The sequence below is a fragment of the Indioceanicola profundi genome, from assembly GCF_003568845.1.
Taxonomy (GTDB): Bacteria; Pseudomonadota; Alphaproteobacteria; order Azospirillales; family Azospirillaceae; genus Indioceanicola; species Indioceanicola profundi.
In genome coordinates this window covers 833,408-858,892 of sequence record NZ_CP030127.1, presented here as the reverse complement: position 1 = coordinate 858,892, position 25,485 = coordinate 833,408, and the positions used below count along the sequence as shown (strand labels likewise).

The 25,485-nt window shown below is 66.5% G+C and carries 23 protein-coding genes and 1 riboswitch; of the genes, 11 read left to right on the top strand and 12 right to left on the bottom strand.

Annotated elements, in window-relative coordinates:
• Window positions 1-17: 17 nt before the first annotated feature.
• The gene (gene cobD, locus DOL89_RS19990; protein WP_119681109.1) at window positions 18-1,064 is read right to left on the bottom strand and encodes a threonine-phosphate decarboxylase CobD; all 1,047 of its coding nucleotides are present in this window, start codon (window positions 1,062-1,064) and stop codon (window positions 18-20) included.
• Between cobD and cbiB the strand changes: the two genes are divergently transcribed.
• Window positions 1,063-2,082 carry an adenosylcobinamide-phosphate synthase CbiB gene (cbiB, locus tag DOL89_RS19985; protein ID WP_119681108.1) on the top strand — a complete coding sequence of 340 codons (1,020 nt, stop codon included), beginning with the start codon at window positions 1,063-1,065 and terminating at the stop codon, window positions 2,080-2,082. The genes cobD and cbiB overlap by 2 nt on opposite strands.
• A gap of 13 nt (window positions 2,083-2,095) precedes the next feature.
• On the opposite strand, the gene DOL89_RS19980 is transcribed toward cbiB, so the two are convergent.
• From DOL89_RS19980 to DOL89_RS19950, 7 genes are read right to left on the bottom strand one after another with little or no spacing between them, the layout of a single operon-like run.
• Window positions 2,096-3,562: a cobyric acid synthase gene (locus tag DOL89_RS19980; protein WP_225889996.1), complete on the bottom strand. Its 1,467-nt coding sequence runs from the start codon at window positions 3,560-3,562 to the stop codon at window positions 2,096-2,098.
• Window positions 3,562-4,179, bottom strand: a complete 618-nt coding sequence (cobO, locus tag DOL89_RS19975; protein WP_119681107.1) for a cob(I)yrinic acid a,c-diamide adenosyltransferase — start codon at window positions 4,177-4,179, stop codon at window positions 3,562-3,564. The genes DOL89_RS19980 and cobO overlap by 1 nt, the downstream gene beginning before the upstream one ends.
• Window positions 4,172-4,705, bottom strand: coding sequence for a bifunctional adenosylcobinamide kinase/adenosylcobinamide-phosphate guanylyltransferase (gene cobU, locus DOL89_RS19970; RefSeq protein ID WP_119681106.1), 534 nt, complete (start codon window positions 4,703-4,705; stop codon window positions 4,172-4,174). The genes cobO and cobU overlap by 8 nt, the downstream gene beginning before the upstream one ends.
• Window positions 4,698-5,492 carry an ABC transporter ATP-binding protein gene (locus DOL89_RS19965; RefSeq protein WP_119681105.1) on the bottom strand — a complete coding sequence of 265 codons (795 nt, stop codon included), beginning with the start codon at window positions 5,490-5,492 and terminating at the stop codon, window positions 4,698-4,700. The genes cobU and DOL89_RS19965 overlap by 8 nt, the downstream gene beginning before the upstream one ends.
• The gene (locus DOL89_RS19960; RefSeq protein WP_119681104.1) at window positions 5,489-6,511 is read right to left on the bottom strand and encodes a FecCD family ABC transporter permease; all 1,023 of its coding nucleotides are present in this window, start codon (window positions 6,509-6,511) and stop codon (window positions 5,489-5,491) included. The genes DOL89_RS19965 and DOL89_RS19960 overlap by 4 nt, the downstream gene beginning before the upstream one ends.
• On the bottom strand, window positions 6,508-7,332 hold the full coding sequence (locus DOL89_RS19955) for an ABC transporter substrate-binding protein (protein WP_119681103.1): 825 nt from the start codon (window positions 7,330-7,332) through the stop codon (window positions 6,508-6,510). Before DOL89_RS19955 ends, DOL89_RS19960 begins: the two co-directional genes overlap by 4 nt.
• 3 nt (window positions 7,333-7,335) lie before the next feature.
• Window positions 7,336-9,219: a TonB-dependent receptor plug domain-containing protein gene (locus DOL89_RS19950; RefSeq protein ID WP_162937712.1), complete on the bottom strand. Its 1,884-nt coding sequence runs from the start codon at window positions 9,217-9,219 to the stop codon at window positions 7,336-7,338.
• Window positions 9,220-9,420: 201 nt separating this feature from the next.
• Window positions 9,421-9,615: riboswitch (cobalamin riboswitch) on the bottom strand.
• A gap of 308 nt (window positions 9,616-9,923) precedes the next feature.
• Between DOL89_RS19950 and DOL89_RS19945 the strand changes: the two genes are divergently transcribed.
• The gene (locus tag DOL89_RS19945) at window positions 9,924-10,937 is read left to right on the top strand and encodes a UDP-glucuronic acid decarboxylase family protein (protein ID WP_119681101.1); all 1,014 of its coding nucleotides are present in this window, start codon (window positions 9,924-9,926) and stop codon (window positions 10,935-10,937) included.
• A gap of 123 nt (window positions 10,938-11,060) precedes the next feature.
• Here the strand turns inward: DOL89_RS19945 and DOL89_RS19940 are convergent, their stop codons facing one another.
• Window positions 11,061-11,435 carry a response regulator gene (locus DOL89_RS19940; protein WP_162937711.1) on the bottom strand — a complete coding sequence of 125 codons (375 nt, stop codon included), beginning with the start codon at window positions 11,433-11,435 and terminating at the stop codon, window positions 11,061-11,063.
• Window positions 11,436-11,654: 219 nt separating this feature from the next.
• Between DOL89_RS19940 and DOL89_RS19935 the strand changes: the two genes are divergently transcribed.
• From DOL89_RS19935 to DOL89_RS19920, 4 genes are read left to right on the top strand one after another with little or no spacing between them, the layout of a single operon-like run.
• The gene (locus tag DOL89_RS19935) at window positions 11,655-13,154 is read left to right on the top strand and encodes a UbiA family prenyltransferase (RefSeq protein WP_119681099.1); all 1,500 of its coding nucleotides are present in this window, start codon (window positions 11,655-11,657) and stop codon (window positions 13,152-13,154) included.
• 14 nt (window positions 13,155-13,168) lie between these two features.
• Window positions 13,169-14,188 (top strand): lysylphosphatidylglycerol synthase transmembrane domain-containing protein, encoded by a 1,020-nt coding sequence (locus tag DOL89_RS19930; RefSeq protein ID WP_119681098.1) that lies wholly within the window; start codon window positions 13,169-13,171, stop codon window positions 14,186-14,188.
• A complete protein-coding gene (locus DOL89_RS19925) occupies window positions 14,185-15,537 on the top strand; it encodes an FAD-binding oxidoreductase (protein ID WP_119681097.1) in 1,353 nt (450 codons plus the stop codon). The genes DOL89_RS19930 and DOL89_RS19925 overlap by 4 nt, the downstream gene beginning before the upstream one ends.
• Entirely contained in the window at window positions 15,534-16,310 is a 777-nt protein-coding gene (locus DOL89_RS19920; RefSeq protein WP_119681096.1) for an SDR family NAD(P)-dependent oxidoreductase, read from the top strand. Before DOL89_RS19925 ends, DOL89_RS19920 begins: the two co-directional genes overlap by 4 nt.
• A gap of 10 nt (window positions 16,311-16,320) precedes the next feature.
• On the opposite strand, the gene DOL89_RS19915 is transcribed toward DOL89_RS19920, so the two are convergent.
• The 3 genes from DOL89_RS19915 to DOL89_RS19905 all read right to left on the bottom strand — a co-directional run bounded on the left by DOL89_RS19915 (window position 16,321) and on the right by DOL89_RS19905 (window position 20,578).
• Window positions 16,321-17,610 (bottom strand): DUF4185 domain-containing protein, encoded by a 1,290-nt coding sequence (locus DOL89_RS19915; RefSeq protein ID WP_162937710.1) that lies wholly within the window; start codon window positions 17,608-17,610, stop codon window positions 16,321-16,323.
• 131 nt (window positions 17,611-17,741) lie between these two features.
• A complete protein-coding gene (locus DOL89_RS19910) occupies window positions 17,742-18,926 on the bottom strand; it encodes a glycosyltransferase family 87 protein (protein WP_119681094.1) in 1,185 nt (394 codons plus the stop codon).
• Window positions 18,923-20,578: a hypothetical protein gene (locus DOL89_RS19905; protein WP_119681093.1), complete on the bottom strand. Its 1,656-nt coding sequence runs from the start codon at window positions 20,576-20,578 to the stop codon at window positions 18,923-18,925. The genes DOL89_RS19910 and DOL89_RS19905 overlap by 4 nt, the downstream gene beginning before the upstream one ends.
• Window positions 20,579-20,761: 183 nt before the next feature.
• Between DOL89_RS19905 and DOL89_RS19900 the strand changes: the two genes are divergently transcribed.
• The 5 genes from DOL89_RS19900 (at window position 20,762) to DOL89_RS19880 (ending at window position 25,471) form a co-directional block, all read left to right on the top strand.
• On the top strand, window positions 20,762-21,142 hold the full coding sequence (locus DOL89_RS19900; RefSeq protein WP_205574712.1) for a YbbN family protein: 381 nt from the start codon (window positions 20,762-20,764) through the stop codon (window positions 21,140-21,142).
• A 317-nt stretch (window positions 21,143-21,459) separates the two neighbouring features.
• Window positions 21,460-21,957, top strand: a complete 498-nt coding sequence (locus tag DOL89_RS19895) for a Csu type fimbrial protein (RefSeq protein ID WP_119681092.1) — start codon at window positions 21,460-21,462, stop codon at window positions 21,955-21,957.
• Window positions 21,958-21,967: 10 nt separating this feature from the next.
• Window positions 21,968-22,714 carry a fimbrial biogenesis chaperone gene (locus tag DOL89_RS19890; protein ID WP_119681091.1) on the top strand — a complete coding sequence of 249 codons (747 nt, stop codon included), beginning with the start codon at window positions 21,968-21,970 and terminating at the stop codon, window positions 22,712-22,714.
• Window positions 22,650-24,938 (top strand): fimbria/pilus outer membrane usher protein, encoded by a 2,289-nt coding sequence (locus tag DOL89_RS19885; RefSeq protein WP_119681090.1) that lies wholly within the window; start codon window positions 22,650-22,652, stop codon window positions 24,936-24,938. The genes DOL89_RS19890 and DOL89_RS19885 overlap by 65 nt, the downstream gene beginning before the upstream one ends.
• Window positions 24,938-25,471 carry a Csu type fimbrial protein gene (locus DOL89_RS19880; protein ID WP_119681089.1) on the top strand — a complete coding sequence of 178 codons (534 nt, stop codon included), beginning with the start codon at window positions 24,938-24,940 and terminating at the stop codon, window positions 25,469-25,471. Before DOL89_RS19885 ends, DOL89_RS19880 begins: the two co-directional genes overlap by 1 nt.
• Window positions 25,472-25,485 lie beyond the last annotated feature (14 nt).

Genomic DNA, 25,485 nt, shown 5'->3' with positions numbered 1-25,485 from the left:
CCTGGGATGGCTGGGCGTCAGGGGCGACCAGCCAGTGCATCCTGCAGACGGTCCGCCGCCCTGTCGTCCGGCAGCAGGCCGAAGCGGAGCCGGTCCGGCTGGTCGGGGAAGCGCCGCACCCAGATTCCGGCTCGAGCCAGCCGTTCGAACAGAACTTCGGCGTCGCGGATGCCTGCCAGCCGGAACAGACTCGTTCCGCCCAATACGTCCAGCCCACCGTGCGACAGGATTTGGTCCAGCCCCGCAGCCGCCGCTGTCAAGCGGCGGCGGGTCCGGTCGGCCCATGCATGATCCAGCAGCGCCCGCGTTCCGACCTCCAGCGCCGGGCCGGCCACTGCCCAGGGGCCGAGCATGTCGGCGATCCGCCCGGCCAGACCGGCATCGGTGAGGACGAATCCCAGCCGCACCCCGGCCAGACCGTAGAACTTCCCGAAGGAGCGAAGGATTACGAGGCCGGGCGATCCCACGAATCTGGCCGCGCTGAGCCCTGGATCGGCGTCGGAAAAAGCCTCGTCCACCAGCAGCCAACCGCCTCGTGCCGCCAGCCGGGCGGCCCAGCGGCCCAACCTTGTGGGATCGTGCCGCCGTCCGTCGGGATTGTTGGGATTGACGATGATGCAGACGTCGGCGCTGTCCAGCCCGGCTTCCGGATCATCCACCAAAACGACCTCATGCCCGGCCAGCGCCCAACATCTGGCATGCTCGGCATAGGTCGGCGCCTGTATCACGACACGACCCGGATGGCGCAGACGCGGCAGCATCTGGATCAAGGCCTGCGTGCCTGGGGCAGCTACCACATCGGCCGGTCCGGGCGCGCCGTAACATTGCGCGGCTGCCGTCAGCAACCTGGCCAGTGCGTCCGCTCCCGGCAGCCGCGTCCATGCTTCCCGTGAGACCGGCTCGACAGGATAGGGCCAGGGATTGATGCCGGTGCTGAGGTCGATCCAGGGCTGTGGGGCGTCAGGATAGAGGCGGCGGGCCGCGTCGAGCTCGCCGCCATGGGGCAGGGCTGGCGAAGCGGGCGGCTGTCCCGCAAATGGAGCTATGCTATGGGATCGCGCCATGGACCCACTTTCCTCCCTCATCGAAGACGCGCTGGCGCACGCCTTTCTCCTGCTGCTTACCGCATTGGCAGTCGAGGCGGCGTTCGGCTACCCGGACCGGCTCTATCGCGCGATCCGGCATCCGGTCGTCTGGATCGGCGCCGTGATATCCGTATTGGACAGAGGATTGAACCGACCATGCCGGAGCAGCGCGGGCCAGCGCGCGGCCGGCGTTCTTGCAGTCGTGATGCTGTCGGCCGGAGCAATCGCGGCGGGCCTTGCCATCCAGAAGCTGGTCGACCTCATTCCGGAACCGTATCGACTGGCAGGGCTGCTGCTGGAAGCTATTGTCGCCGCCACGCTGCTGGCCCAGCGCAGCCTGTACCGGTTCGTCGCGGATGTTCCTGCGGCGCTTGGGGCGGGGGGACTCCCGGCCGGACGTCGTGCGGTGGCCCATATCGTCGGGCGCAATCCGGAAAGCCTGGATGAGGCCGGCGTCTCCCGCGCCGCCATCGAGAGTCTTGCCGAGAATTTTTCGGACGGCGTCGTGGCGCCGGCCATCTGGCTGCTGGTCGGAGGACTGCCGGGACTGCTGTTCTACAAGGCGGTAAATACCGCGGACAGCATGATCGGGCACCGCACGCCCCGTCACCTGTATTTTGGTTGGGCGGCGGCACGGCTGGATGATTTGTTGAACCTGCCGGCTTCCCGCCTCACAGCCCTGCTGATCGCCGGCGCTGCCCTGTTCCGCTCCGGCTTCAGCGCGTCGGGTGCGGTATGGGCGGCTTGGCGCGATGCGCCCCGGCACCGCTCCCCGAACGCAGGCTGGCCGGAGGCTGCCATGGCAGGGGCGTTGGGACTTCGGCTGGCGGGGCCTCGGGTCTATGGGGAAACGCGGGTGGAGGATGCCTGGATGGGGCGGGGCCGGGCCGCTGCCACCGCAGCGGATATCCGGGACGCTCTGCATCTGTACCGTGGGGCTCTGGCGATCCTGTGGCTTCTGGGGGCGGCAGGTGTCTTCGCGGCACTGCTGGTCTAGGGCGGACATTCCGTCACCCCTGCCGGGCGATGGCGAGCAGCCCATCCAGGTCCAGGTGCAATTCCATGGCATCGGCGATCCCGTCCAATGCCGTCTCGACGCTTGCCCGGTAGGACAGGCCGCCCGTGCAGCCGAACCGCTTCAGAAAGGCGGCGCGCAGGCGGTCATCGGCGAAGATGCCATGGACATAACAGCCGCCGATCCTGCCGTCCGCGCTGACTGCGCCGTCCAACGTTCCGTCCTCGAAACGGAGCAGTGGTCGTGCCGTGTCCGGCCCCCCGGTGCGGCCGATATGGATCTCATACCCGTCGAATGGCGCACCGCCATCCACCATCCTGCCCGCGACGCGGCGCAGGACCTTCGGCCCAGCCAGAACCGTCTCCACCTCCAGCAGGCCCAAGCCAGTCACCGTCTCTGCCGGGCCCTCGATACCCTCAGGGTCGGATACCGTCCGGCCCAGCATCTGGTAGCCGCCACACAGGCCCAGCACATGTCCGCCACGCCGCAGGTGCGCCTGGATGTCGATGTCCCAGCCCTGTGCCCGCATAAACTTCAGGTCCGCGATGGTAGCCTTGCTGCCCGGCAGGATCACCAAGGCGGCATCGCCGGGAATGGCGCGGCCGGGCGACACCATCTCCACTTCTACCTCCGGCTCAAGATGCAATGGGTCGAGATCGTCGAAATTGGCGATGCGGCTCAGCATCGGCACGGCGATCTTCAGGCCGGCAGCCGTTTGCCCTGCTGCGCGATCCAGGACGACCGCATCCTCTGCCGGCAGGCGGCGGGCAGCAGGCAGGTACGGCAGCACACCGAAGCAGGCCCAGCCTGTGTGTCGCCCGATTTCCGAAATGCCTTCGTCGAACAGGCGGACATCGCCCCGGAACCGGTTGATGAGAAAGCCCCGTATCAGGCTTCTGTCCTCCGGGGCCAGGACGGCATGGGTTCCTACCAAGCTTGCGATCACGCCGCCGCGGTCTATGTCGCCGGCGATCACCACCGGCACGCTGGCGGCCTGGGCAAAGCCCATGTTGGCGATGTCGCCGGCGCGCAGATTGGTTTCCGCCGGGCTGCCGGCGCCTTCCACCAGCACCAGATCGGCGTCCTGTCCCAACCGCCCGAAGCTTTCAAGCACGCGGGTCAGAAGCTGGCCCTTCAGGCGCTGGTAATCCCCGGCCCGCGCCGCGGTCAAAACCCGCCCCTGCACCACCACCTGGGCGCCGATATCGCTCTGTGGCTTCAGCAGCACCGGATTCATGTCGACGGTCGGCTCCACGCCGCAGGCCAGCGCCTGCAATGCCTGTGCCCGTCCAATCTCACCCCCATCCGCCGTGACTGCCGCGTTGTTCGACATGTTCTGCGGCTTGAAGGGACGAACCGCCAGCCCGCGGCGGGAGAAGGCGCGCGCCAGCCCCGCCACCAGCAACGACTTGCCGACGTCGGAACCGGTACCCTGGATCATCAGGCTGGCCGGGCGCTTCATCAGAACTCGATTCCCGCCTGCGCCTTGATACCGGCCTGGAAGGGGTGCTTCACGGCAACGAACTCCGTCATCAGATCGGCCGCTTCGATCAGGGGCGGCTTGGCGTTGCGTCCGGTGACGAGCACATGCAGGTCCGGCCGGCGTGCGGACAGCACGGCTACAATCTCCTCCACATCCAGGTAGCCGTAGCGCAGCACGATATTCAGCTCATCCAGCACCACCAGCCGGTAGGCCGGGTCCGCCATCAGCGTCTTGGCCCTCTTCCAGGCTTGGCGAGCGGCGGCAACGTCGCGGTCGCGGTCCTGGGTTTCCCAGGTGAAACCCTCTCCCATCACATGGCGGTCGATCAGGTCGGCAAAGCGCTCCAGCGCCACATCCTCGCCCGTCGCCCAAGTACCTTTGGTGAACTGGACCAGCCCCACTCGGAAGCCGTGCCCGGCGGCGCGCATCATCAGCCCGAAAGCCGCGGTGGACTTGCCCTTGCCGGGGCCGGTGTGGACCATCAGCAAGCCTTTCTCCTGCGTGGCCGCGGCGATCCGTGCGTCCTGCAGGGCCTTGCGCTTCTGCATCTTGATCCTGTGCCGGGCGGCCGCTTCCTCCGGGTTCGACTCATCCATGGGATGTCTCCTGTTTCACAGTCAAAGGCAGTCCGGCGACCACCAGCACGACGCGGTCGGCCATGGCCGCTACCCTCTGGTTCAGCCGGCCGGCAGCATCGCGAAAGGCGCGGGCCAAGGCGTTGTCCGGCACGATGCCCATCCCGACCTCGTTGGACACCAGCACGACGGGTCCGGCCACTACATCCAGTGCCGCAAGCAGGCGGCCCGTCTCCATCTCCGGATCGCGCTCAGACAGCATGAGATTGCTGAGCCACAGGGTCAGGCAGTCGACCAGAACCGGCCCGCCCGCCTGTGCCCGCAGGGCCGCGGCCAAATCCAGCGGTTCCTCCACCGTGATCCAGCCTTCGCTACGATCCTCCTGATGACGGGCGATCCGCTCCTGCATCTCTGCATCAAAGGGCTGGGCAGTGGCGATATAGCTCCATGGGGAAGGCAGGGCGCGGATCAGGGTTTCGGCGTGGCGGCTCTTGCCTGAGCGGGCACCCCCGAGAACCAGGGTCACGCGGGGCAGGGCATCAGGCATTGCATGCTCCCGGCCCACGTCGCCAGGGCAGTGCAAAGGGCTGCCCGTCGCGGGCGCCGTGATGCAACTCGATGCCATAGACCCGCTCCAGCAGGCCGGTTTCAATAAGGTCGGCGGGAGCTGCATCGGCGACGATCCCTGCCCCTTCCGCCAGCAGGCAGAGCCGGGTGCAGAAGCGCAGCGCCAGCGTAAGGTCGTGCAGCACGACGAGTACCCCCATGCCCGCAGCCGCCAACCCGGCCAGCAGTTCCATCACCTGGAGCTGGTGATAGGGGTCAAGGCCTGCCGCGGGTTCGTCCGCCAGCAGATAGTCAGGCTCCACCGCCAGCGCCCTGGCCAACATGACCCGCGCCCGTTCCCCGCCGGACAGGGTGGTCGCGATGCGGTCGCGCAGATGCATGACCTGACAGCGCGCCAATGCGCGCTCCACCGCCGCCGCATCCTCCGGCGCCGGACCGCGCCAAGCATCGGCATGTGGCAGCCGGCCCAGCGTGACCACCCGCTCGGCCCGTAACGGCCAATGGCTGTGGGCATTCTGGTCCAGATACGCCAGACGCCGCGCCCGTTCCGGTCCCGGTAGGGCGGCAAGCAGCTCACCGTCCAGCGTCGCCTCTCCCCTGTCGGGCCGGGTCAGCCCAGCCAGCACGCCGAGCAGGGTGGTCTTGCCGGCCCCGTTCGGGCCGATAAGCCCGACCAGCTCCCCAGGGGTGAGCCGGGCGGTTACCCCGTCCAGCACCGGCCTGCCCCCCAGGGCGACGGAGATGCCTGTGGCCTGTAGCCCGCTCATCGGACCTCCGCTCTCAACTTGCGCAGCAGATGCAGGAAAAATGGCGCTCCGATCAGGCCGGTGACGACGCCCAGCTTCAGCTCATCATTGGTTGGCGCCAGCCGCACCAGGATATCGGCCAGCAGCAGAAGGGCGCCGCCGGCCAGGGCGCTTGGCAGGAGCAGGCGTCCGGGCTCATGCCCGACCAGCGGGCGCAACAGGTTCGGGACCACCAGCCCGACGAAGCCGATGCTGCCGGTCACCGAAACCCCGGACCCCACGGCCAGCACCGTGCCAAGTACGACCCGCAGCCGCAGCCTGTCCACGTCCACCCCCAGGCTGACCGCTGTCCGCTCCCCCAGACCCAGCGCGTCCAGATGCCGCCGGGCCTGGAACAGCATGACCAGCCCGGCGGCAAGGAAGGGGGCGGCCACCGCGGCATGGTCCAGCGTGCGGTCGGTGAGCGAGCCGAGAAGCCAGAAGGCGATCTCCAGCGCCGCGTGGGGGTTGGGGGCGAGGTTGAGGGCAAGGGAGGTCAACGATCCCGCCAGCGTCTGCACAGCCACCCCGGCCAGGATCAAGCTCAGTACGCTTGCCTGCCTGCCAGCCAACATCAGGATCAAGGCCATGCCGACGCCAGCGCCCGTCATTCCGGCCAGGGGCAGCGCCAGGGGAAAGGCGGCCGACAGCCCGAAATACAGCACCAGCACGGCCCCGACCGAGGCGGAGGAGGAGGCGCCAACCAGGCCAGGATCGGCCAGGGGATTGCGCAGAAAGCCCTGCAGCGCTGCCCCGGCCATGCCCAGCCCGGCCCCGACCAATGCTCCCAACAGGGCGCGGGGCAGCCTTATCTCCTGTGCAACCAGCACTACGGCCGGATCGCCCCGACCGAAGAGCCCGGCCAATAGTTCTCCCGGCGGAACCGCCGCCGGGCCGACCACCAGGGATGTCACGAACAGCACCGCCAGCAACGCCGCCAGCCCACTGCAGAGCGGCATGTCAGCTACAAGGGACCGTGCCGGAACGGAAAGGACGGTCATGGCTTAGTTTCCAACGCTGCGGCACGCAGCACCTCGGCCCCGTCGAACGAGCCTGGACCGGCGCAGAGCCAGTATTTGATTGGGAACTCCACCTCCCGCATCCGGCCGGCGATGGGGCGCAGGGCGGGGTGATCCAGGATGGATTGGCCGATGCCCGGCCGGTCCGGCCGTCGGCTGTCCACCACCAATATGTCCGGCGGGTCCAGCACCAGCTGCTCTACGAACACCCGGCCATTGGCGCGGCGGGCCAGCCTGCCGGCAATGTTGGTCAGACCGGCGGTCGACATCATGTCGTTGGCAAGGTCGCGGGTGCCCGGCGCATCCCCGCCGGGGCGGTACAGCGCCGCCGTGCCGACCCGCTGTCCGCCCTGCTTGGCGGCATACCGCGCTTCGAGGGAGGCCCGCAGGGCATGGCCCTCCTCCATACGGCCAAGCGCCTGGGCCACCTGCTCCACCTGGGGCAGGATATCGGCCAGCAAGGTGGCGGAGCGCAGGCGCAGCACGGGAACGCCCAGCCGTTCCAGCATCTCCACCGTACGGCCGCGGGCGAAGCCGCCTGCTACAACAAGGTCCGGCTTCAGCATCAGGATTTCCTCCGCCGTGCCGCCATGCCGGGGCATGCCCGCTGCCTGGGCGGCAAAGGGCGACAGATGCGGGTCGCCGGCCAGACGGCTCAACGCCGCGACCTGTCCTCGTTCTGCCAGCGCCAGCACGAACTGGTCGGTGCAGAGGGAGAGCGAAACCACGCGGGTCGGCGCCGCCTGCGCCCCTCCGACGGACAGCGCGATAAACAGCAGCATCAGAAGGGCGCGGGCGATCATCGATCAGAACTCCACCCGGACGCCGCCATAGGCGGAGCGGCCGGGCGTGTTGTAGTTCAGGACCTCCTGATACTCCTCGTCGAACAGGTTTTCGATGCGGCCGAACAGGCTGATGCCGTCCGCCACACGCCAGCGCCCAAGCAGGTTGACGACCGCGTATCCGTCAAGCCGGGGCGAGGTGGCGGTGGCGCGATCAAGCTGAGAGCTGACATAGCGCAGGTCGGCCCCAAGGCTGGCAACCTCCGTCAAGGCGATATCCGCCGCGAGATTCACCATGTTGCGCGGACGGCGCGGCAGTTCGCGGCCGGTATCCAGGTTCTTGGTGTCCAGCCAGGTATAGTTCGCGCTCAGCTCCAACCAGCTCGCCGGGCGTGCGGACAGGCTGGCCTCGATACCCTGACTGCGCGCCTCACCGACATTCACATAGCCGTTGGTAAAGGCGATCAGATCGTCGTAGCGATTCCGGAACACAGTGACCCCGGCGGTCACTTTGCCATCCAGCAGGCTCTGCTCCATGCCCGCATCCGCTCCCCAGCTTTCTTCCGCCTCCAACTCGGCATTGCCGAAGCTTGGGTCGAAAAGCTGATACAGGCTGGGCGCTCGCCGGGCGGTGCCGTAGCTGGCCCGGAACACGGTTCCGGTCTGGTCCAGCGCATAGGCCGCGGTGGTGCGCCAGGTCGTCTCGCCACCGAACTGGGCGTGATCATCATGGCGCAGTCCCAGCGTGACCGTCAGCTCCTCCGTGACGGCGGCCAGGTACTGGCCAAACACGGCCCAGGTTTCCACGTCCGCCGACACGCCTGGCGCAGTGACGCCGGCACTGGTGTTCGTTGTCTCAGCCTTTTCCCGGTCCCAGGCGACGCCGAGCGTCGCCACGTCCGCCGCGCGCAGACGCAGGTTCGAGAGCAGGTCGACGCCGAGCTGGTCGCTGTCGAAGGTGGAAAAGCGATAGAAGCCCAGAGGCTCGTCGAAATCCCGCTCCGTCCGGCTGGCGCCCACGGCCATGGTGGTTTCCAATCTGCCATCCAACCCGGTCAGCATGCCTGCTGCCCGGCCATGCAGGGTTTCCTTTTCCTGGAAGGCCAGCCCGTCGCTGGTGGCGCCGGGATCGAAATCCGTGTCCAGCCAGGACCAGCCGCCGGAAAGGTCGATCCGGACCTGTTCATTGGGGCGGAAGCCGAGCCGGCCCTGCACCGACCGGGCGGTGCTTCCGTCATCCTCATCGCCTGCGGCAATGCGGGAGAAACCGTCCGTCTCGTAGTTGCTGCCCGACAGGGCATATTCCACGCCGCCGGACGCGCCGCTCACCGACAGGTTTTGGCGGAGGGTGTCGTAGGCGCCGCCTTCGATCAGGCCGCGGACCGTGAGCGGACCCTGGCCGCGACGGGTGATGATATTGATCACGCCCGCCATGGCATCATTGCCGTAAAGCGCGCTCTGCGGGCCGCGCAGCACCTCGATCCGCTCGATATCATCGGTGAGCAGGGCGTTGAAATCGAACTCCCGGTTGGCGCTGGACGCATCGTTCATCTCGACGCCGTCGATCACCACCTTGACCATGCCCGGTTCTGAGCCGCGCAGGCGCAGGAGGGACGTCGATCCCACCCCGCCGCTGCGGGAGATGGAGACGCCCGGCACGCGCCGCAGCACGTCTATGGCCTGGGGCTGCTGGCTACGTTCAATCTCCTTGGCGGTGATCACGCTGATGCTGCTGCCGACACGGTCGAGGCGGGTCGGCACGCGCGTGGCGGTGATGACGATTTCCTCTATGTCTCCGGCCTGCACGCCCGCCTGGGCAAATGCCGGTAGGGGAAGGACGGCGGCGATGCCGAATGCCAGCCACAACGCTGGCCGGCGGGACATTGGGTAGAGACTGGACTTTGGCACTTTTCAAGGCTCCGTTCCGCGATGATGCGAAATCGGAAGCAGGCCCGCGCGGCAACCGTCCAAGGGACGGATGCTGGCGGAACCGGACAGGCCGGGTCGGTGCCGACATGCGATGGCATGGCGTTCACGCGGGCGCACTCCTTCCGAAGCGCCGGCACGAAACGGAAACCCGCCCCGCCAGGACACCCCGCCCAACGGCCGTGCGACGCATTTCCGAAGGCAGGTCTCCTGGCTTGCGGGTCAGGGCGCATGCCCGGCCTTCCCAGTTTCCCAGTGGCCGTAGACGGGCAGCGCTCACCGCTCACAGTTGCGGGGACAGCCGCGGATTCAGTCCTTCCGGACCTCACCGCATTCCCTTTTCACCCCCGAGGGGGCACCTTCGATGCAGCCTTGATAGTCCAGCCTTTCGCGCCGCACAAGTCCGATAAGCCTTTGAGAGCACGGTGCGCTGTCCGGCCGGCATGCCGGCCGCCCCGTTCCAGACGCCCCGCGCGGACGGATAGGTCGGTTCCGTATTCCTGCCTTTCATGGTGCCTATTGAGGGGGCATCCTAGCTGATCGTTGGCGTTTTTACGTTCGGTCGGAGGTATCCCTCGCCATCCGGCGACCTACTTTTCCTGCCCTTTTGTAGATGTTGAACCGGTTCTACCGTGCCGCATCGCCCGCTGAAGCGTTCAGCTTGCAAGAAACCGTGGAGGGAAAGAATGCACCGTCGGGAGCTGCTGGACCGGTTTGGTGGGCGCAAACGTTGCCTGGTGACGGGGGGCGCCGGATTTCTTGGTTCTCACCTGTGTGAGCGGCTTCTGGCGATGGGGAACGACGTGCTCTGCGTCGACAACTTCTTCACCGGCAACCGCGCGAACATCTCCCATCTGCTACAGAACCCGCATTTCGAGGTGATGCGCCACGACATCACCTTCCCGATCTATGTGGAGGTGGACGAGATCTACAATCTCGCCTGCCCGGCCAGCCCGGTGCACTATCAGCACGACCCCGTCCAGACGGCCAAGGTCAGCGTGCACGGCGCCATCAACATGCTGGGACTGGCAAAGCGCACCGGGGCCAAGATCCTCCAGGCCTCCACCTCGGAGGTGTATGGCGATCCCACGGTGCATCCGCAGACCGAGGATTACCGCGGCAATGTGAACCCGATCGGTCCGCGCGCCTGCTATGACGAGGGCAAGCGCTGTGCCGAGACCCTGTTCTTCGACTATCACCGCCAGCACGATCTGCGCATCCGGGTGATGCGCATCTTCAATACCTACGGGCCCCGCATGCACCCGGCGGACGGGCGCGTGGTGTCGAACTTCATCGTCCAGGCCCTGCAGGGGGAGCCGATCACCATCTATGGCGACGGCTCGCAGACCCGGTCCTTCTGCTATGTGGACGATCTGATCGAGGGCATGATCCGCCTGATGAACGCCCCGGACGAGGTGACCGGCCCGATCAATCTCGGCAATCCGGTGGAGACCCGCGTGCTGGAGCTGGCGGAAAAGATCCGCGACTATCTCGGCAGCTCCAGCCCCATCGTGTTCGAGCCCTTGCCGGTGGACGACCCGATCCAGCGCTGCCCGGACATCACCCGCGCCCGCACGATGCTGGAGTGGGAGCCGAGAGTGTCGCTGGAGGAGGGGCTGCGGCGCACCGTGGACTACTTCGCCGAGCGTCTCACCGCCCCCGCGCCAGCCGCCGTCAAGGTCGGCGCCGGTAAGGTTTAGGCGGAACCGGCTCGTCCGTCAGGAGGCGGTACGCGCGAGATGAGGCGTGCCGCCTCAGCCACCGCTTGATCGGATGCCGATGTCAGAAGTGTCCCGCCGCTTCCGACGGACGGCTATCCATGGTCAGCTTTGCGTCGGCAGGCGGAGCTTGCAGGCGATGTGGAGCGCATTCTCGATGTCGGCCGGCTGAAACGGCTTTCCGACAAGAACCACCGCTCCGGCATCCTGTGCGGTCTGGGCATCGAGATGACCCGACACCATGACCACGGGAATGCCGAGCGTGCTGGAAATCGCCGATGCCGCCAGAATGCCGGAGGTTCCGGCAGCGAGGTGGCCGTCCATGGTCACAAGGTCCGGCTTGTGCCGCCGGGCAAGCTCCATGGCTTCCGGGCCGCTTGTGGCGAACCAGCACGCATCGTGGCCCAGATCCTCGAGTATAGATCCGAGTTGCATCGCGATGAGCACGTCGTCCTCCGCCACCAGGACCCTCAATCCCATCTCCTCTCCACCCCGCCAGTGTTCCCGCAGCATCCTAATGCGCGAAGCAGCACAGGGTTGCGTCACAAAAACGGGTTGAATGCCCTTGAGCGGCGGTTTTCCCGAACTACAGACCCTTCGTCACAAATTAGTCCCAGCTCATATCGCGTATGTTGCACCGCAACGCGGAGACATTTGCGTTGGCGGCGTGTTGGAGGTGGCGCTGACGAGGGGGCCTACATGCTGCACAGCAACACCGCCATCGCCGCGAACGACTTCGACGAAGCCCGCGGCGTGGTAGAAAGCCGTCCATTAATCGTCGATCTGGACGGCACGCTGCTCAGGACCGATCTGCTCTATGAAAGCTTTACGTTATTGATAAAACAGCAGCCTTGGCTGCTGTTGCTGATTCCCTACTGGCTTTTCGTCGGCGGCAAGGCCCACCTGAAGCGGGAAATTGCCCGGCGGGTGGATCTTGACGTCGGGTCGCTGCCGCTGAACCGGGACTTCCTGGATTGGGTGCTGCGTCAGCGCCTGGACGGGCGCACGGTCGCCATCGTCTCCGCATCCGATCAAAGTCTGGTCGACAAGGTTGCGGCCGATATCGGCTTCTTCCATGACGCGATCGGCAGCGACGGGGTGACGAACCTGTCCGGCCGCCGTAAGATCGATGCGATCACGGCCAAGTTCGGACCGGATTTCACCTATTGCGGCGATGCCGTCACCGACATCCATGTCTGGGAGCATTGCCGCTCGGCCGTGCTGGTCGGCAACGGAACCAAGCTTGCCAAGCGGCTTCCGGAAGATGTCGTGGTGCATGAGCAGTTCGCGTTGGAACCGGCGAACTGGCGCATCTGGGCCAAGGCGCTCCGCGTCCATCAATGGGCCAAGAACGGTCTGGTCTTCGTGCCGCTGCTGCTGTCAGGCCAAGTTCTGGACCTCGGGGCAGTCGCCATGGCGGCGCTCGGAACGCTGATCCTCAGCCTCGTCGCCTCGGCGACCTATCTGCTGAATGACCTGCTGGACCTTGCCGATGACCGTCAGCACAGGAGTAAGTGCAAGCGGCCCTTCGCCTGCGGCGCCCTGCCGCTTGCGAACGGTCTGCTGGCGATTCCTGTGCTTGCGGCCGCGGTGGGCGTGCTGCTGCTGTTCACGCCGGCGGCATTCGCGGCTGTGACGCTGCTCTACCTCGTGGTCACGTTGGCCTATTCGTTCCGGCTGAAGCGCGTTCCGAACCTGGACCTCTTTGTCCTCGCCTTCCTGTTCACCACGCGCATCCTGGCCGGCATCACCGTGATCGGGGCCGTCATGTCGCCGTGGCTGTTAACCTTCTCAATGTTCTTCTTTCTCAGCCTCGCAGCCATGAAGCGATACACGGAATGCAGTGAACTGGAGCGGAGCGGCAAGCGTTCGACGCCCGGGCGGGGCTACCGCTCCGGCGACCATCCCTGGCTGCTCGCCATGGGGGCGGCCAGCGGTTTCTGCTCGGCCCTGGTCTTCTTCATGTATCTGGTGGAGCCGGACTCCCCGGCACACTCCTACGCGACGCCGGAGATCCTGTGGTTCATCTGCATGATCCTCGGATACTGGCTGAGTTCCGCTTGGCTCACGGCCCTCCGCGGACAGATGAACGACGACCCCGTGCTCTTCGCTCTGCGTGACCGGCAGTCCCGCATGCTGGGCGTTCTGACCGTGCTGCTGGTCGTGGCCGCACATATCAACTGGTTGCCGGGGGCTTGACAGGATTGACAGGAATGGACCGAAGCAGCAATCGCGAGGGCATGCCGGTCGGCCTCGGACGCATTGAGAAATGGGCGATCGGCGGCGCCGTCGCCTTCGCCGTTGTCGCCATCATCGCCGGCATTCTGGCCGGCGGGCCGGAGGCGCTGCATCAGCTCGGCCGCATTGGACCCGGCGTGGCGCTTGCGCTGCTGGGGCTGTCGCTCATCAATTATCTGGCCAGGACGGTGCGCTGGCTGATCTTCACACGCGGTGCCGGTCTCTCCGTTCCGGCAGGGCAGAACGGGCTCTATTATATGGCCGGGCTGGCCATGTCGACCACGCCCGGCAAGCTGGGCGAGGCTGTGCGGCTCTGGTTCCTGCGCCGCGGCCATGGCTATCCCTATGAGCGTACGGCCGGATTGATGATCGCCGACCGTCTGAGCGATGCGGCGGCGGCGGTGCTGCTGACCATTGCCGGCCTGGGCGGCGTGTTTGCCGGCCACGGGATGGCTATCGCGATCGGAGCGGTCGTGGTCGGCGGCGCTTCCATCGTGCTGCTCGCTCCGCGCTGGAGCCTGCCCATCGTCAATCTAGCGTACCGCATTGTCGGCCGGGCGCCGCGCCTGTTCGGGCGCGTGCGGCGCATGCTGCTGCATGCGGGTCGCCTCGGCTCGCCGGGACTTTATCTCGGTGGTCTGGTCCTGGCGCTTATCGGCTGGGGGGCGGAGGCTTATGCGCTGAAGGTGCTGCTGGACGTGTTTGGGGCCGATGTCACCATGCTCCAGGCCGCTTTCGTCTTCTGTTTCGCCATGCTGGTTGGGGCGGCCGCCATGCTGCCCGGCGGTTTAGGCGGCACGGAGGTATCCATGTTCGGGCTTCTGGTGGCTTTGGGCGTCCAGGCGGACGTGGCTGTCGCGGCCACCGCCGTCATCCGCGTCACGACGCTGTGGTTCGCGGTGCTGCTGGGCTTCATCGCCCTGCCCATCGCCACCCGCATGATGCGGGCGGATGAGGCGGCCGGCCATGGCGTCGCCGCCGGAGGTGCCGCATGAGCACCTCTCCCTGGCGTGATGTCAGCCTGACCGGCTGGGGCCGCACGGCCCGCGCCGATAGCAAGGCGGCCCGACCGGAGCGTCAGTCCGCGCTGCGCGCCGCCCTCGAAAGCTCCAACGGCAAGCCCGTGCTGGCCTTCGGCGCCGGCCGGTCCTATGGCGATGCCGCGCTGAACAGCGGCGGCTATGCCCTGTTGACTGAACGGCTGGACCGGCTGATCTCCTTCGATTCCGCTACCGGAGAGCTGGTTGCGGAACCCGGCGTTACCTTTGAGACCCTGATGCGGGTGCTGCTGCCGCGGGGCTGGCTGGTTCCGGTGACTCCAGGGACCGCCTTTGCCACGCTGGGCGGCGCCGTCGCCAACGACGTTCATGGCAAGAACCAGGAGGCCGCCGGCAATTTCAGCGACCATCTGCAATGGATCGAGGTGCTGACCGCGAAGGGCGAGGTAGTGCGCGCCTCGGCACAGGAGAATGCCGACCTGTTCGCAGCTACGGTCGGCGGGATCGGCCTGACCGGGATCATCACCGCGCTATCCCTGCGCCTGCAGCGCGTACCCGGCAATGCCGCCATGGTGAAGCTGAGGCGCTTGCCCGATCTGGATGCCGTGGTGGAAGGGCTGACCACGCCGCATCCGGACACGCCCTATTCGGTGGCCTGGATCGATGCCCTGGCCGGTGGGCGCAATCTCGGCCGCGGCGTGTTGGAGCTTGCCGCACCCGCGGAGGAGCCCCTGCCGGAGCAGGCGGTGAAGGCCCGCGGTCTGCCGGTCGACCTGCCGGGATTCGTGTTGAGCGGCCCCACGGTTCGCGCCTTCAACGAGATGTACTGGCGGCGCGTGCCAGCCGGCGGGACGGAGCGGCCGACCCACTGGCGCAGCTTCCTCTATCCGCTGGATGCCATCCACCAGTGGAACCGGATGTACGGCAAGGCTGGCTTCCACCAGTTCCAGTGCGTGGTGCCGCAGGATGAGGCGCCCGCCGCGGTGCGGGGCCTGTTGGAAACCCTGGGCAAGGCCGGCCGGGCCAGCTTCCTGGCCGTTCTGAAGGCCATGGGCCGGGAGGGGCGGGGCGACCTCAGCTTCTCCATGCCCGGCCTGACCTTGGCAGTGGACATCCCGAACCGCCCCGGCGTGGATGAGTTGCTGACGCGGCTGGAACGGCAGACCTTGGATGCCGGCGGGCGCGTCTATCTGGCCAAGGACAGCCATCTGTCGCCGGACGGATTCCGGGCCATGTACCCGCGCTTGGCCGGCTTCCAGGCGGCGTTGAAGAAGTGGGACCCTGACGGCAAGTTCATGAGCGATATGGCGCGGCGTCTGAAAATCCGTGAGGGAGGGGCGGCATGACGGACGTGGCAGCACTTCCCCCTGATCCCCTGGCGCGGGAGGTCTGGGTCATCCTGGGAGCTTCCTCCGCCGTGGCGCGGGCCTTTTCCAGAGGCGTTGCCCCCGATGCCGACCTGCTGCTCTGCGGCCGTGACATGGACGATCTTGGGCGCATGGCCGGCGATCTGCGCGTCCGTCATGACTGCCGGGCGGAGGCGGTGAATTTCAACGCCACCGACTATGACAGCCATTGCGGGCTGGTGGAGCGTGCCGCCGCCTTCGCCGGGCGCGGGCGGCTGAACCTGTTCATCGCCTTCGGCGACATGCCGGAGCAGACCGAAATCGACAACGACTTCGCTCTCGCGCGCCGGACGGTGGAGACGAACTATCTTGGCGCGGTTTCCGTCCTCTCCCGCTTCGCGCCCCGGCTGGAGGCGCAGGGGGGCGGCAGCGTGGTCGTGCTCGGCTCCGTTGCCGGCGACCGTGGGCGGCTCAAGAACTACGTTTACGGCTCCGCCAAAGCGGGGCTGCATGCCTATGTCCAGGGTTACCGGGCGCGCATGCACCGGGCGGGCGTGCATGTGATGACGGTGAAGCCGGGGTTCCTGGACACGGCCATGACATGGTCATTGGGCAAGCTGCCCATGGCCATGCAGCCGGACGCCTTCGCCGCCACCATCATGAAGCACCTGAAGGCCAAGCGCGACGTGGTTTATGTGCCCTGGCCCTGGCTCGGCATCATGACCATCATCCGCACGGTGCCGGAGCGGGTGTTCAAGCGCACCAACATCTGACCTGGCCGGTTCAGTAGGCGACCAGCCTTGGCGGCACCGCGTCCTGGGCCGGTGCTTCCGGCTGATCCTGCAACAGCGTGGCACGCATCAGCACCACGGTGTAGGGGTTCCAGGTGGACATGGTGAAGTAGATGTGAACGCCGCCGCCCGGCGCCGGGCGGCTGAAGGACGGGATGAGGTAGGGGCCATAGGCATCGCCCGGGGAGAACCTTACGTGCGGGTCCCCCACCATGGCGCAGGGCTGGCCCGCAGGCATGGGGCCGCCAGCCTGGATGAAGCGGCAGTCGCCATCCACTGCCGGGTCGAAGACGATCAGCGGTTCCGCCCACGGGCCCCAGGGCAGATCGGCGGAGCGCATCAGGATCTGCGAGCGGCCGCCCGGCCCCATGCAGTTGTACAGCATGACCCACTTGCGCAGATGCTCGTTCCAGGCGACCGAGACCTCGCCCATGCAGGACTGCTGGAACAAGGGTACCGCATCGGCCTCCTTGTCGCTCCAGCGGGGAAGCCCGCTCTCCATGCCGGCGAAATAGCGGCGGGCAGCCGCATTCTCCACCTGGGCGGAGGGGGAGATGGCCAGGAACGGCGCGCTCGCACGATAGGTGCCGGTGCCCCACATCAGCACGGCGCCGCCCGGCGGGGTAGGTAGTCCAGGAACTTCCGACGAGCCGATCACCGTTGCTGCGACATTGATGAACTTGTCCGTGGACAGGTCCATGATCCTGGTGAAGCTCGCCCCATCATCCTCCGAGGCGGCCAGGACCGAGCGACCCATGGTACGGTGCGGGGAGTTGTCCGTGCTGGCGATGAGATAAAGCTTTCCGTTGGCGCTGAAACCGCCGGTCGGCACCTCGAACGCGCCGGAAGATACGCCGGGAATGGTGAGGGGCCGGTACCCGCCATCCTCCGCCCGCGGAACGTCGAGGCGCAGGCAGCGTTCCGGGTCCCGGTCGGCGGTGCTCGCGATCAGGTCCGTATCGTGGGGGCGACCGAGGCCGGGCCGGGCGTGGGTGTCGCCGAACAGGAAATAGAGCCGGCCGGCATGCTCCACCGAAATGCCGAGATCGCTGCCCCAGAAGCCGAAGCGGCTCTCGGTGGCATTGATGGTGGGAGCGCCGGTCTGCCGGTCAACCTCGCCGATGAGCTGACAGATTTTCTGCGTCGCCAGCGGCTGCACACGTACAGCCCCTCCCTGGCCAAGGCGCGGGGATGGGATCGCCGTCGGCAGGGTGCTGAGGGCACTGGTCGCCGGAACCGCAAGGGCCGCGGCGCCGGCGAGGATCAGGAAAAGGTCGCGCATCTTCATGGCGCGATAAAAGGGGGGTGTACTGCTGACCAACCGGTTAACAGCACCCTCTAGCACCCGAGATGACACAACCGGTCACACCTCCTCCCTGATGGGCCGAATTTGCCGGACCCACTTGCTTCCACTTACTCAGCCGGATTGATTGCGGGCTCCAGATGCCGCCGGGGCGACGGCTCCGTCCGGGGATCGCGGACCTGCAGCAGTACGGCCGCGAACAGCAGCAGCAGCGCCCAGCCATAGGCGGACCCGATGGTGGCCTGCTGCCAGGCCGGAGCCACCATGAAGCGGTCGAGGATGACTGTTACCGGAACGATCAGCAGCAAGGCTGTGACCGATAGGAGCGGCGTCATCCGTAGCCAGAAGAAGAGCGGCAGCAGGAAAAGCGTGTAATGGATCCAGGCCAGCGGCGACGCTAAAAGAGCGCCCAGCAGTCCGAGGGCGCTCGCCAGCAGCGGGTCCGGCCGCCGCCGCCAAGCCCAGAACGCGAGACCTGCCAGCAGCAACAGGCTTGCGGCCATGCCGAGACTGTTCAGTCCAAACCGCTGGAATAGGCCCGGAAGCGACGCATTGGTCAGGAAGACGGCCCGGCCCTCATCATTGGCGACGAGATCGAGCCAGAACCGGTAGACCTCCGGCCCATAAAGCAGGGCGGGGATGATCGAGAGCGCCACGGCAGACGCGCCGCAGGCGAAGGCGGCGCGATAGTGCCCGGCCAGGAACAGCAGGCCGGGCCAGACCAGGAAGTTCGGCTTCACGGCCACGACGATGCCGATCAGGATGCCCGCGGCGATGGGCCGATCCCGCTCCAGCAGCAGCCAAGCGCCGACAGCCGCCAGAGCCAGGGGAACATAGATCTGGCCCAGGATCAGCGTGTCCCAGAAGCCCGCCGCGGCAAATGCCGCCAGGGCCGGGACCAGCGGCGCTTCGGGCCGGTAGCGCTGGACCAGCAGCCAGACCAGGGCCGCATAGGATATCACGGTGACAGCCCACCAGAGACGGAATGCCATGAAGGGCTCGAGCTGCGAGAGCGGCTGGAACAGAAGCAGCGCCACCGGTGGATTAAGATTATGATTCCAACTTTCGAAGCCGGGGATTTCCAGCCGGAAGGTCAGGCCGGGATAGATGTCGTAGGGATTCAGCCCCTCCGCAGCGCCCCGCCCCGACCCCATGAAGGAACCGAAATCCCAGAGCAACGGCCCCGGCAGGGAGCGCTGAAGCTGCCACACAATAAGCATTGTAAGGCCGGCAACGAGAATGGCGGCCGCGATCCTTGCGGCCGGTTCATTCCGCTCCCCCACGGTTCTCCTCATGAGCTGCTCCCTTCAGCCACCGCGTCGTAATCTTCGTTCTCCGGCTTCGCCGGCAGCATGCGCATCAGCATGTGGTCGGACTCGCAGGCCACCGTCTGGACCGGCAGGCCTTTGGGCAACGTCCCGCACCCACGATGGAAGACGATGACGTAGATGCCGGGTACACCGACCCTGGGCCTGTCTTTCATGCTGCGGGCTGCCTCGTTCACGCGCTCAAGAAAGCCGACCAGCTCCTCATCCGTGCCGGCGCGGGCGATGGGATTGCCTGCGACTGCCAACAGCGCGCTCTCGGCCGGCGTGAAGATGAGGGGGTTCTGGCCCTTGCGGGCGAAGAGGTTGACCACGACCGCGTCGCGGTGGATGGCGGCGTAGGTGGCCGTATGTTCATGCGCCGGGTTGGTGCGGCGGGTTGTGGTCCAGTCGCCAAGCTCAAAGGGCGCCGCCTCCGCCGGAACCAGGATCGCGCCGGAGGGAAGTTGCTGGAGCGTTTGCTTGATTGCGGCAATGCGCTGATCCTGCGGCGCCCAGTCACGGGCCATGACGACGCCCCGGGTTCCCACCACCGCCACCAGCGCCAGACAGAACGCTGCGGCAAGCCGGGGGGATGGCCGCGCCGGGATCAATGCCGCTGTCAGCAGGATCACCGCAGCCGGTGCGATGCGGCTGTCCAGGAAGTAGGAGCCCATGGCGGAGTAGGGCAGCGTCAGCACCATCACGACGAAGGCCAACGCGACCAGCCCCAGTCCGGGATGCAGCTTGACCCGCCGGCTGGACAGCAGGATGCAGATGGTTGCAACCACCAGGGCCAGCGTTGCCACATCCAGCACGGTGTTGCCGGTGGAAAGCAGGCGGGTGAAGGGCGAGAATTTCTGCCACGCGGTAAAGGCGAAGCGGAACTCCATCGGCAGACCGCTGGCCGGACTGCTGATCCAGAACAGCGCCAGTGCCGGCACGAAGATCAGGGCGGAGACGACCAGCCGCCGCATGACCGGAGCGAGCCCTTCCTGTCTGCGCGTCCAGGCCCGCGCCAGTTCCAGAACGGCAATGGCCACGGCAAAAAGTCCGAAAGCGACCATGTGCGCCAGGAACAGCAACAGCCCGAACACCACACCCGAGGCAAGCTGTCCCGTCCTGGAAACACGATCGAGGTGGAGCCACGCGGCCAGGGCCCAGAGCAGTAGTCCGACGCCCAGCACATAATTCAGAAAGCCCCAGACCATCACCTCGTTCCAGACCAGCGCTGCGACCAGCAGGGGCCAGACGGTGCGGCGGCCAGCGGCGGCCGTGCCCAGCGCCACCGTTCCCGAAACGGTCAGGGTCACCAGAAGGAGAAGGAGAACCTTACCCGCCAGCTCGATTCCCAGGAACGGTTCGAGGGCCAGCAGGATCAAATCCGCCAGCACATTCGGAAGGAAAAGACTGTCCAGGGTAAAGTTGGCCGCGAAGGCGGGGACCTCGTCCAGATGCGCCAGGATATGAACTCGTGCGAGGTGATTGGGGTAATCGAAGACCGGGGGGGAATCGGTAATCAGCAGCGGCAGAGCCGAGAGCACGATCAGGAAGAAGGTAAAAGCCGTCAGAATCCCTGTGGAGAGCGACGTCGCCCTGACCGGGCGGACCACTCCCGAATAGGCCTCGCTGGTTGCCGCCATTTTGTTGCTCTGCACAATGTTGCCCGCGTCATAACGGGCGTGCAGGCTGTTTTGTCCCCGGCTCGGACGCTGAAATCTGCTCTGGAATGCGGACAAAAATAGGGCTGACCGATCCGTCCAAACGTCACATACGTACTACGGCCTTCAACGGCCAATGATCCGGCCCGGAAGGAACAGGCGCGCATGGCTGAGATTATGGTTCCCGAATTCTTCCAGCGCTTCCCTATGGAGCGTGTAACCAGCAGTTCGCTGGACGATAAGTTGGCAGAGGCCGGCAGGGATCTCGTGACAGTGCTCTTCCTCTGGGGACGGGACTGTCCGAATTGCGACATTGCAAAGCGGGAGATCCTGGACGCGGCGGGCCGGCTCCGCTGGCCACAAGTTCGCTGGCTGCACGACAACGTCTATGACGACTTCGATTTGGCGAACCGGTTCGGATTGCACGGAATTCCGGTGTTCCTGGTCTTCAAGGGACACAGGCTTCGCGGTCGGATAACGAGCTGGCCGGGCGTGGACGCCTTTGCCGATGCAATCACTCGCCAGATAGAGGGCCGCGGCGGATGAGTTGGGGCGGCAGCCTGGATGCCATATCGGCTACGGACACAAGCCAAGCTCCTTGGCCCGCAATTACGGCGGCCGGATTAACAATCCGCTGAGGTCTCGCCAAAAGAGGTATAGCCTGTCGGGGCGGATGCGCGAGTCCTACGGGCTTGCTGTCGCACCACCATCTACCACCTCGGATTCGATTCAATCCGCAAGCTCCCTGTAATTGCGCTCAAATAAGGGTTAATTTTTCCTGAAGCGGCTGGATCCGCTGTTCGGGCCGGTACTCGAGCTGAGACCGGCCTCTTGTTCCAGAATCTGCTGACGGAGGAAGGCCCATGCGTCGAGTCCGCCTGTCAAAATCCTTGGTCCTGGCGACCCTGTTCTGTACGGGCGGCGGCACGGCTGCCCTGGCGGGCTCCGCCACCACCAGCTTCCAGGTAACCGCGACCGTCGAGGCCGCATGCAGCGTTTCCGCTAATGATCTGAGCTTCGGGGCTTATGTCGCGAGTGAGGAAAGTCCGGTCGAGGCCGCCACCAGCGTGACGGTGACCTGCTCGGACGGCGCGGGCTACCAGATCGGCCTGGATCAGGGGATTGGCACCGGCGCCACCGTTAACGATCGCCGTATGATGAATGGTGGCCGCAGCCTGGGCTACGGCCTCTATCAAGATGCGCAGCGAACCCAACTCTGGGGAATGGCAGAAGCCAATGCCCAGGCAGGGACCGGAACGGGCGCAGCACAATCCTACGCGATCTATGGCCGCATCCCCGCCGGACAGTACAGTGCGGTAGGGATATATTCCGACACGATCACCGTCCATGTGACCTTCTGAGGAGGGTGGCATGCGAGGTTGGGGTGCGGTCGCGGCGCTGGCGGGCCTTCTGGCTGGAGCGCCGGCCTTTGCCGGCCAGCTTGAGATATCTCCCACCCGGCTCGACCTGAGGCCGGACGCGCGCGTCACTGCGCTCAAGGTGCTGAATTCGGGCCGCCAGCCGGTGACTGTCCAGGTGCGCGGGTTCCGGTGGAGCCAGGAGGGGGGCAACGACCGGCTGGCCGACACGACCGAATTGATCGCAAGTCCGCCGATTTTCGAGCTGGAACCGGGTCGGACCCAGATTGTGCGCGTCGGGCTGCGCTCCATGCCTGCAACCGCGGGCGAGTACAGCTACCGATTGCTGCTGGACGAGATTCCATCGGCTGACAGGCAGGCTGGTCAGGCCCTCTCGCTGCCGCTGCGCATCTCCCTCCCAGTCTTTGCGCGTGTCGGTTCCCCAGGAGAGCCAAACCTGTCCTGGGAGCTGATCTCCACCGGACGCGAGCTGCAACTGGCGGTGCGGAACGATGGCGCGTCACACGAAAAGCTCCGGAACCTGCGCATCACCGACACTGGCGGCGACAGGAGTCTCGGCGGGCTCGTCTACGTGCTTCCCGGCTCCGAACGGCGGTTCCGCATCGGCCCCGACCAAGCCGGCGCGGCAGGAGGAGAGCTGCGCGTGAGCGCGACCACAGACGAGGGCGGTGTGGATGAAAGGCTGGCTCGCCCGCATGGCGACGTGGCTCTGCTTCCTGACCTGGACGATGGCCGCTGACGCGGCAGGCTCCGCCCCGCGGAGCCACTTCCTGGAAGTGGAGTTGAACGGCACCCGGACCGGACGGGTGGAGCTGTTCCTTGTGGAGCAGGGGGAGGTGCTTGCCCCCGCCGCGCTGCTGGAAAGCCTGCGTTTCACTTATTCCGGCGCCCCGGCTGCCGAGCATGAAGGAACCTTCTATTATCGCCTTTCCGGCTTTAGCGGCCTGTCCTGGCAGATCGATGACGCAGCCCAGCTTCTCATCCTCAACGCCAGGCCGGAGCTGTTCCGCACCACCCGGCTCAGCGCCCGTGATGATGCTGTTGCCGGCCCTATGTCCGGTAGCCGCGGGTTGTATCTCAATTATGATCTGCTGGCCGGCCACACCGCTGGCGATACGGAGGGGGCGGGGCTTCTGGAACTCGCCGGTTACGGGGGCAGTCTCTTCGCTACCAGCACCGGCCGGCTTTCCACGCATGGAAGCGGGCCGGCCATGGTCAGGCTGGATACCAGCATGACCCATGACGATACCGGGAACTGGGTTCGCTGGCGCCTGGGCGACAGCATCTCCCGCGGTTCGAGCTGGGGCAGGCCGGTGCGGTTCGGCGGTCTGCAGATCGGGCGGGCGTTCGATGTGGTTCCGGGATTCGTGACGACGCCGACATTGGATGCGATGGGCGCCGCCGAGCTTCCCTCCACCGTGGACCTCTATGTGGATGGCGTGTTCCAACGGCGGGCGGAGGTGCCCGCCGGCCCCTTCGTGGTGGAGGATGTGCCGCAGGTGGGACCGGGCGGTGACGTTCAACTGGTGATCCGCGATCTGTTGGGACGGGAACAGGTGATCACCGCGCAGTACACCACCACGCAGGGACTTCTGCGCCCCGGCCTGACCGACTTCGCGGTGCAGGCCGGGGCGTTGCGGGAGGAGTATGGCCGTCGCAGCATGAGCTATGGCGATCTCTTCGCCACCGGGACGGCGCGGGGAGGCATCACGGAATGGCTCACGGCGGAAGCGCATGGGGAGGCAGGGCCGGACCATGTGACGGCTGGATTGGGTGTAGTTACGGGATCGGCACTGGGAACCGTCACGGCCGCGCTCGCCGCCAGCCGGTCCGATGATGGCGACGGCGTGCTGGGAAGTCTGGGCATCGACAGGGCGGGGCGGGTCCTGTCTTTCGGCGGGCTGGTGGAATGGTCCAGCAGGCGCTTCCGGCAGATCGGCGACGACCCCGACCATTCCTACCGTCGCCGTATCCAGGCACGCGCCGGGCTGATCCCGACGGATGGGCTGAGCCTGGGGCTGTCGGCGACCCATCTGGGCGGGCGCGTCGATGGCGGGGATATCACCCTGCTGGGCGCCACGGCAAGCGTCCGCACGGAAGCAAGGGGTTTCCTGTCTGTGTCTGCGAACTATGAGCCGGCACAGGGGGACGCCGTCTTCGGTTTGTCCTTCGTCATGCCCCTGGGAGGCGGCATCACGGCGGGGGCCTCGATAACCAGCCAAGCCGGACGTCAGCGCGCGACCGTGCAGGCGCAGCGCAGCGCCGACCCAGTGGAGGGTACCGGCTGGCGTCTTCTGCACACCCAAGGAGATGGCGGACGGACGGTTGCAGGACTCTCCGCCAACTCCATGTGGGCCACCGTTTCGGGCGAGGCCGCCCGGTTCGGCGGGGAAACGGACGTACGACTGCAAGCGGCCGGAAGCATTGTCTGGGCGGAAGGGAACCTGTTCGCCGCCCGCATCATCCAGGACGGATTCGCGGTGGTCGATGCCGGCGGGCTGGAAGGAATGGACATCCGCGCCAATGGCCGCAAGGTGGCGCGCACCGATGCGCGCGGCCTCGCTCTCGTCACCGGCCTCAGGGCCTATGAGCAGACCAACGTTCAGCTTGATCCGACCGATCTGCCCCTTGAAAGCACGGTGGCCGAGTCCGACCGGGCGGCGGTTCCCTACTATCGCTCTGGCCTTCGCCTGGACTTCGCGATCACGGTTGAGCGGGGTGTTCGGCTCCGGCTGGTGCGGTCGAATGGCGAACCGGTTCCGCTCGGCGCGCGCGCGAACCTTTCTGGCGGGCCGCCGCAGCCGGTCGGCCATGGCGGCGAGGTATTCCTGCCCGACCTGACGGGGGAAGCGGAACTGACCGTCCACTGGACGGGCGGAGGGTGCACCGTTCTCGTCCCGGCACCTCCGCTGGACGAAGCTTTGCCGCTCATCGGCCCGCTGGTCTGCAGGGAGGCCGCGTGATGCGCCTGGGCGCGGCAATCAGGCTGAGTTTGCTGCTGGTCGTCCTCACGCTCGGCTTGAGCGTGCCAACCGGGACGGCACGGGCGGCCCCTTCCTGTTCCTGGCTCTGCGTCTGCACCGTGGCGGCGGACACACTGGATTTCGCAGGCGGATCGCCCTTCGATTTCACCGCCCGCGAGGCCACCACGATCGTGACCGTGACCTGCGATCTCACCTTCGAACCGGCCGGCAACTACGTCTATGAGGTGGACATACGGCTGTTCTTCGATGCCGGCCTGTCCGGAAATCCCACCTCCCGGAAACTGGCGCAGGCGGGCCAACGGCTGGATTATGCGTTGTTCCGTGATCCGGCCAGAACCAAACCCTTGGGAGACGGCACTGCCGGCTCCTACGTTCTGGAGGACATCCTGACGATCTCCAGGCCGCAAAGACAGGTCAGCCGGACCTACACTATCTATGGCCGTCTGCCGGGCGGCCAGAACCGCCGGGTCGGCGGCTATTTCGACACGGTCACGGTCATGCTGGAACATTGAGCCGCCGACACTGG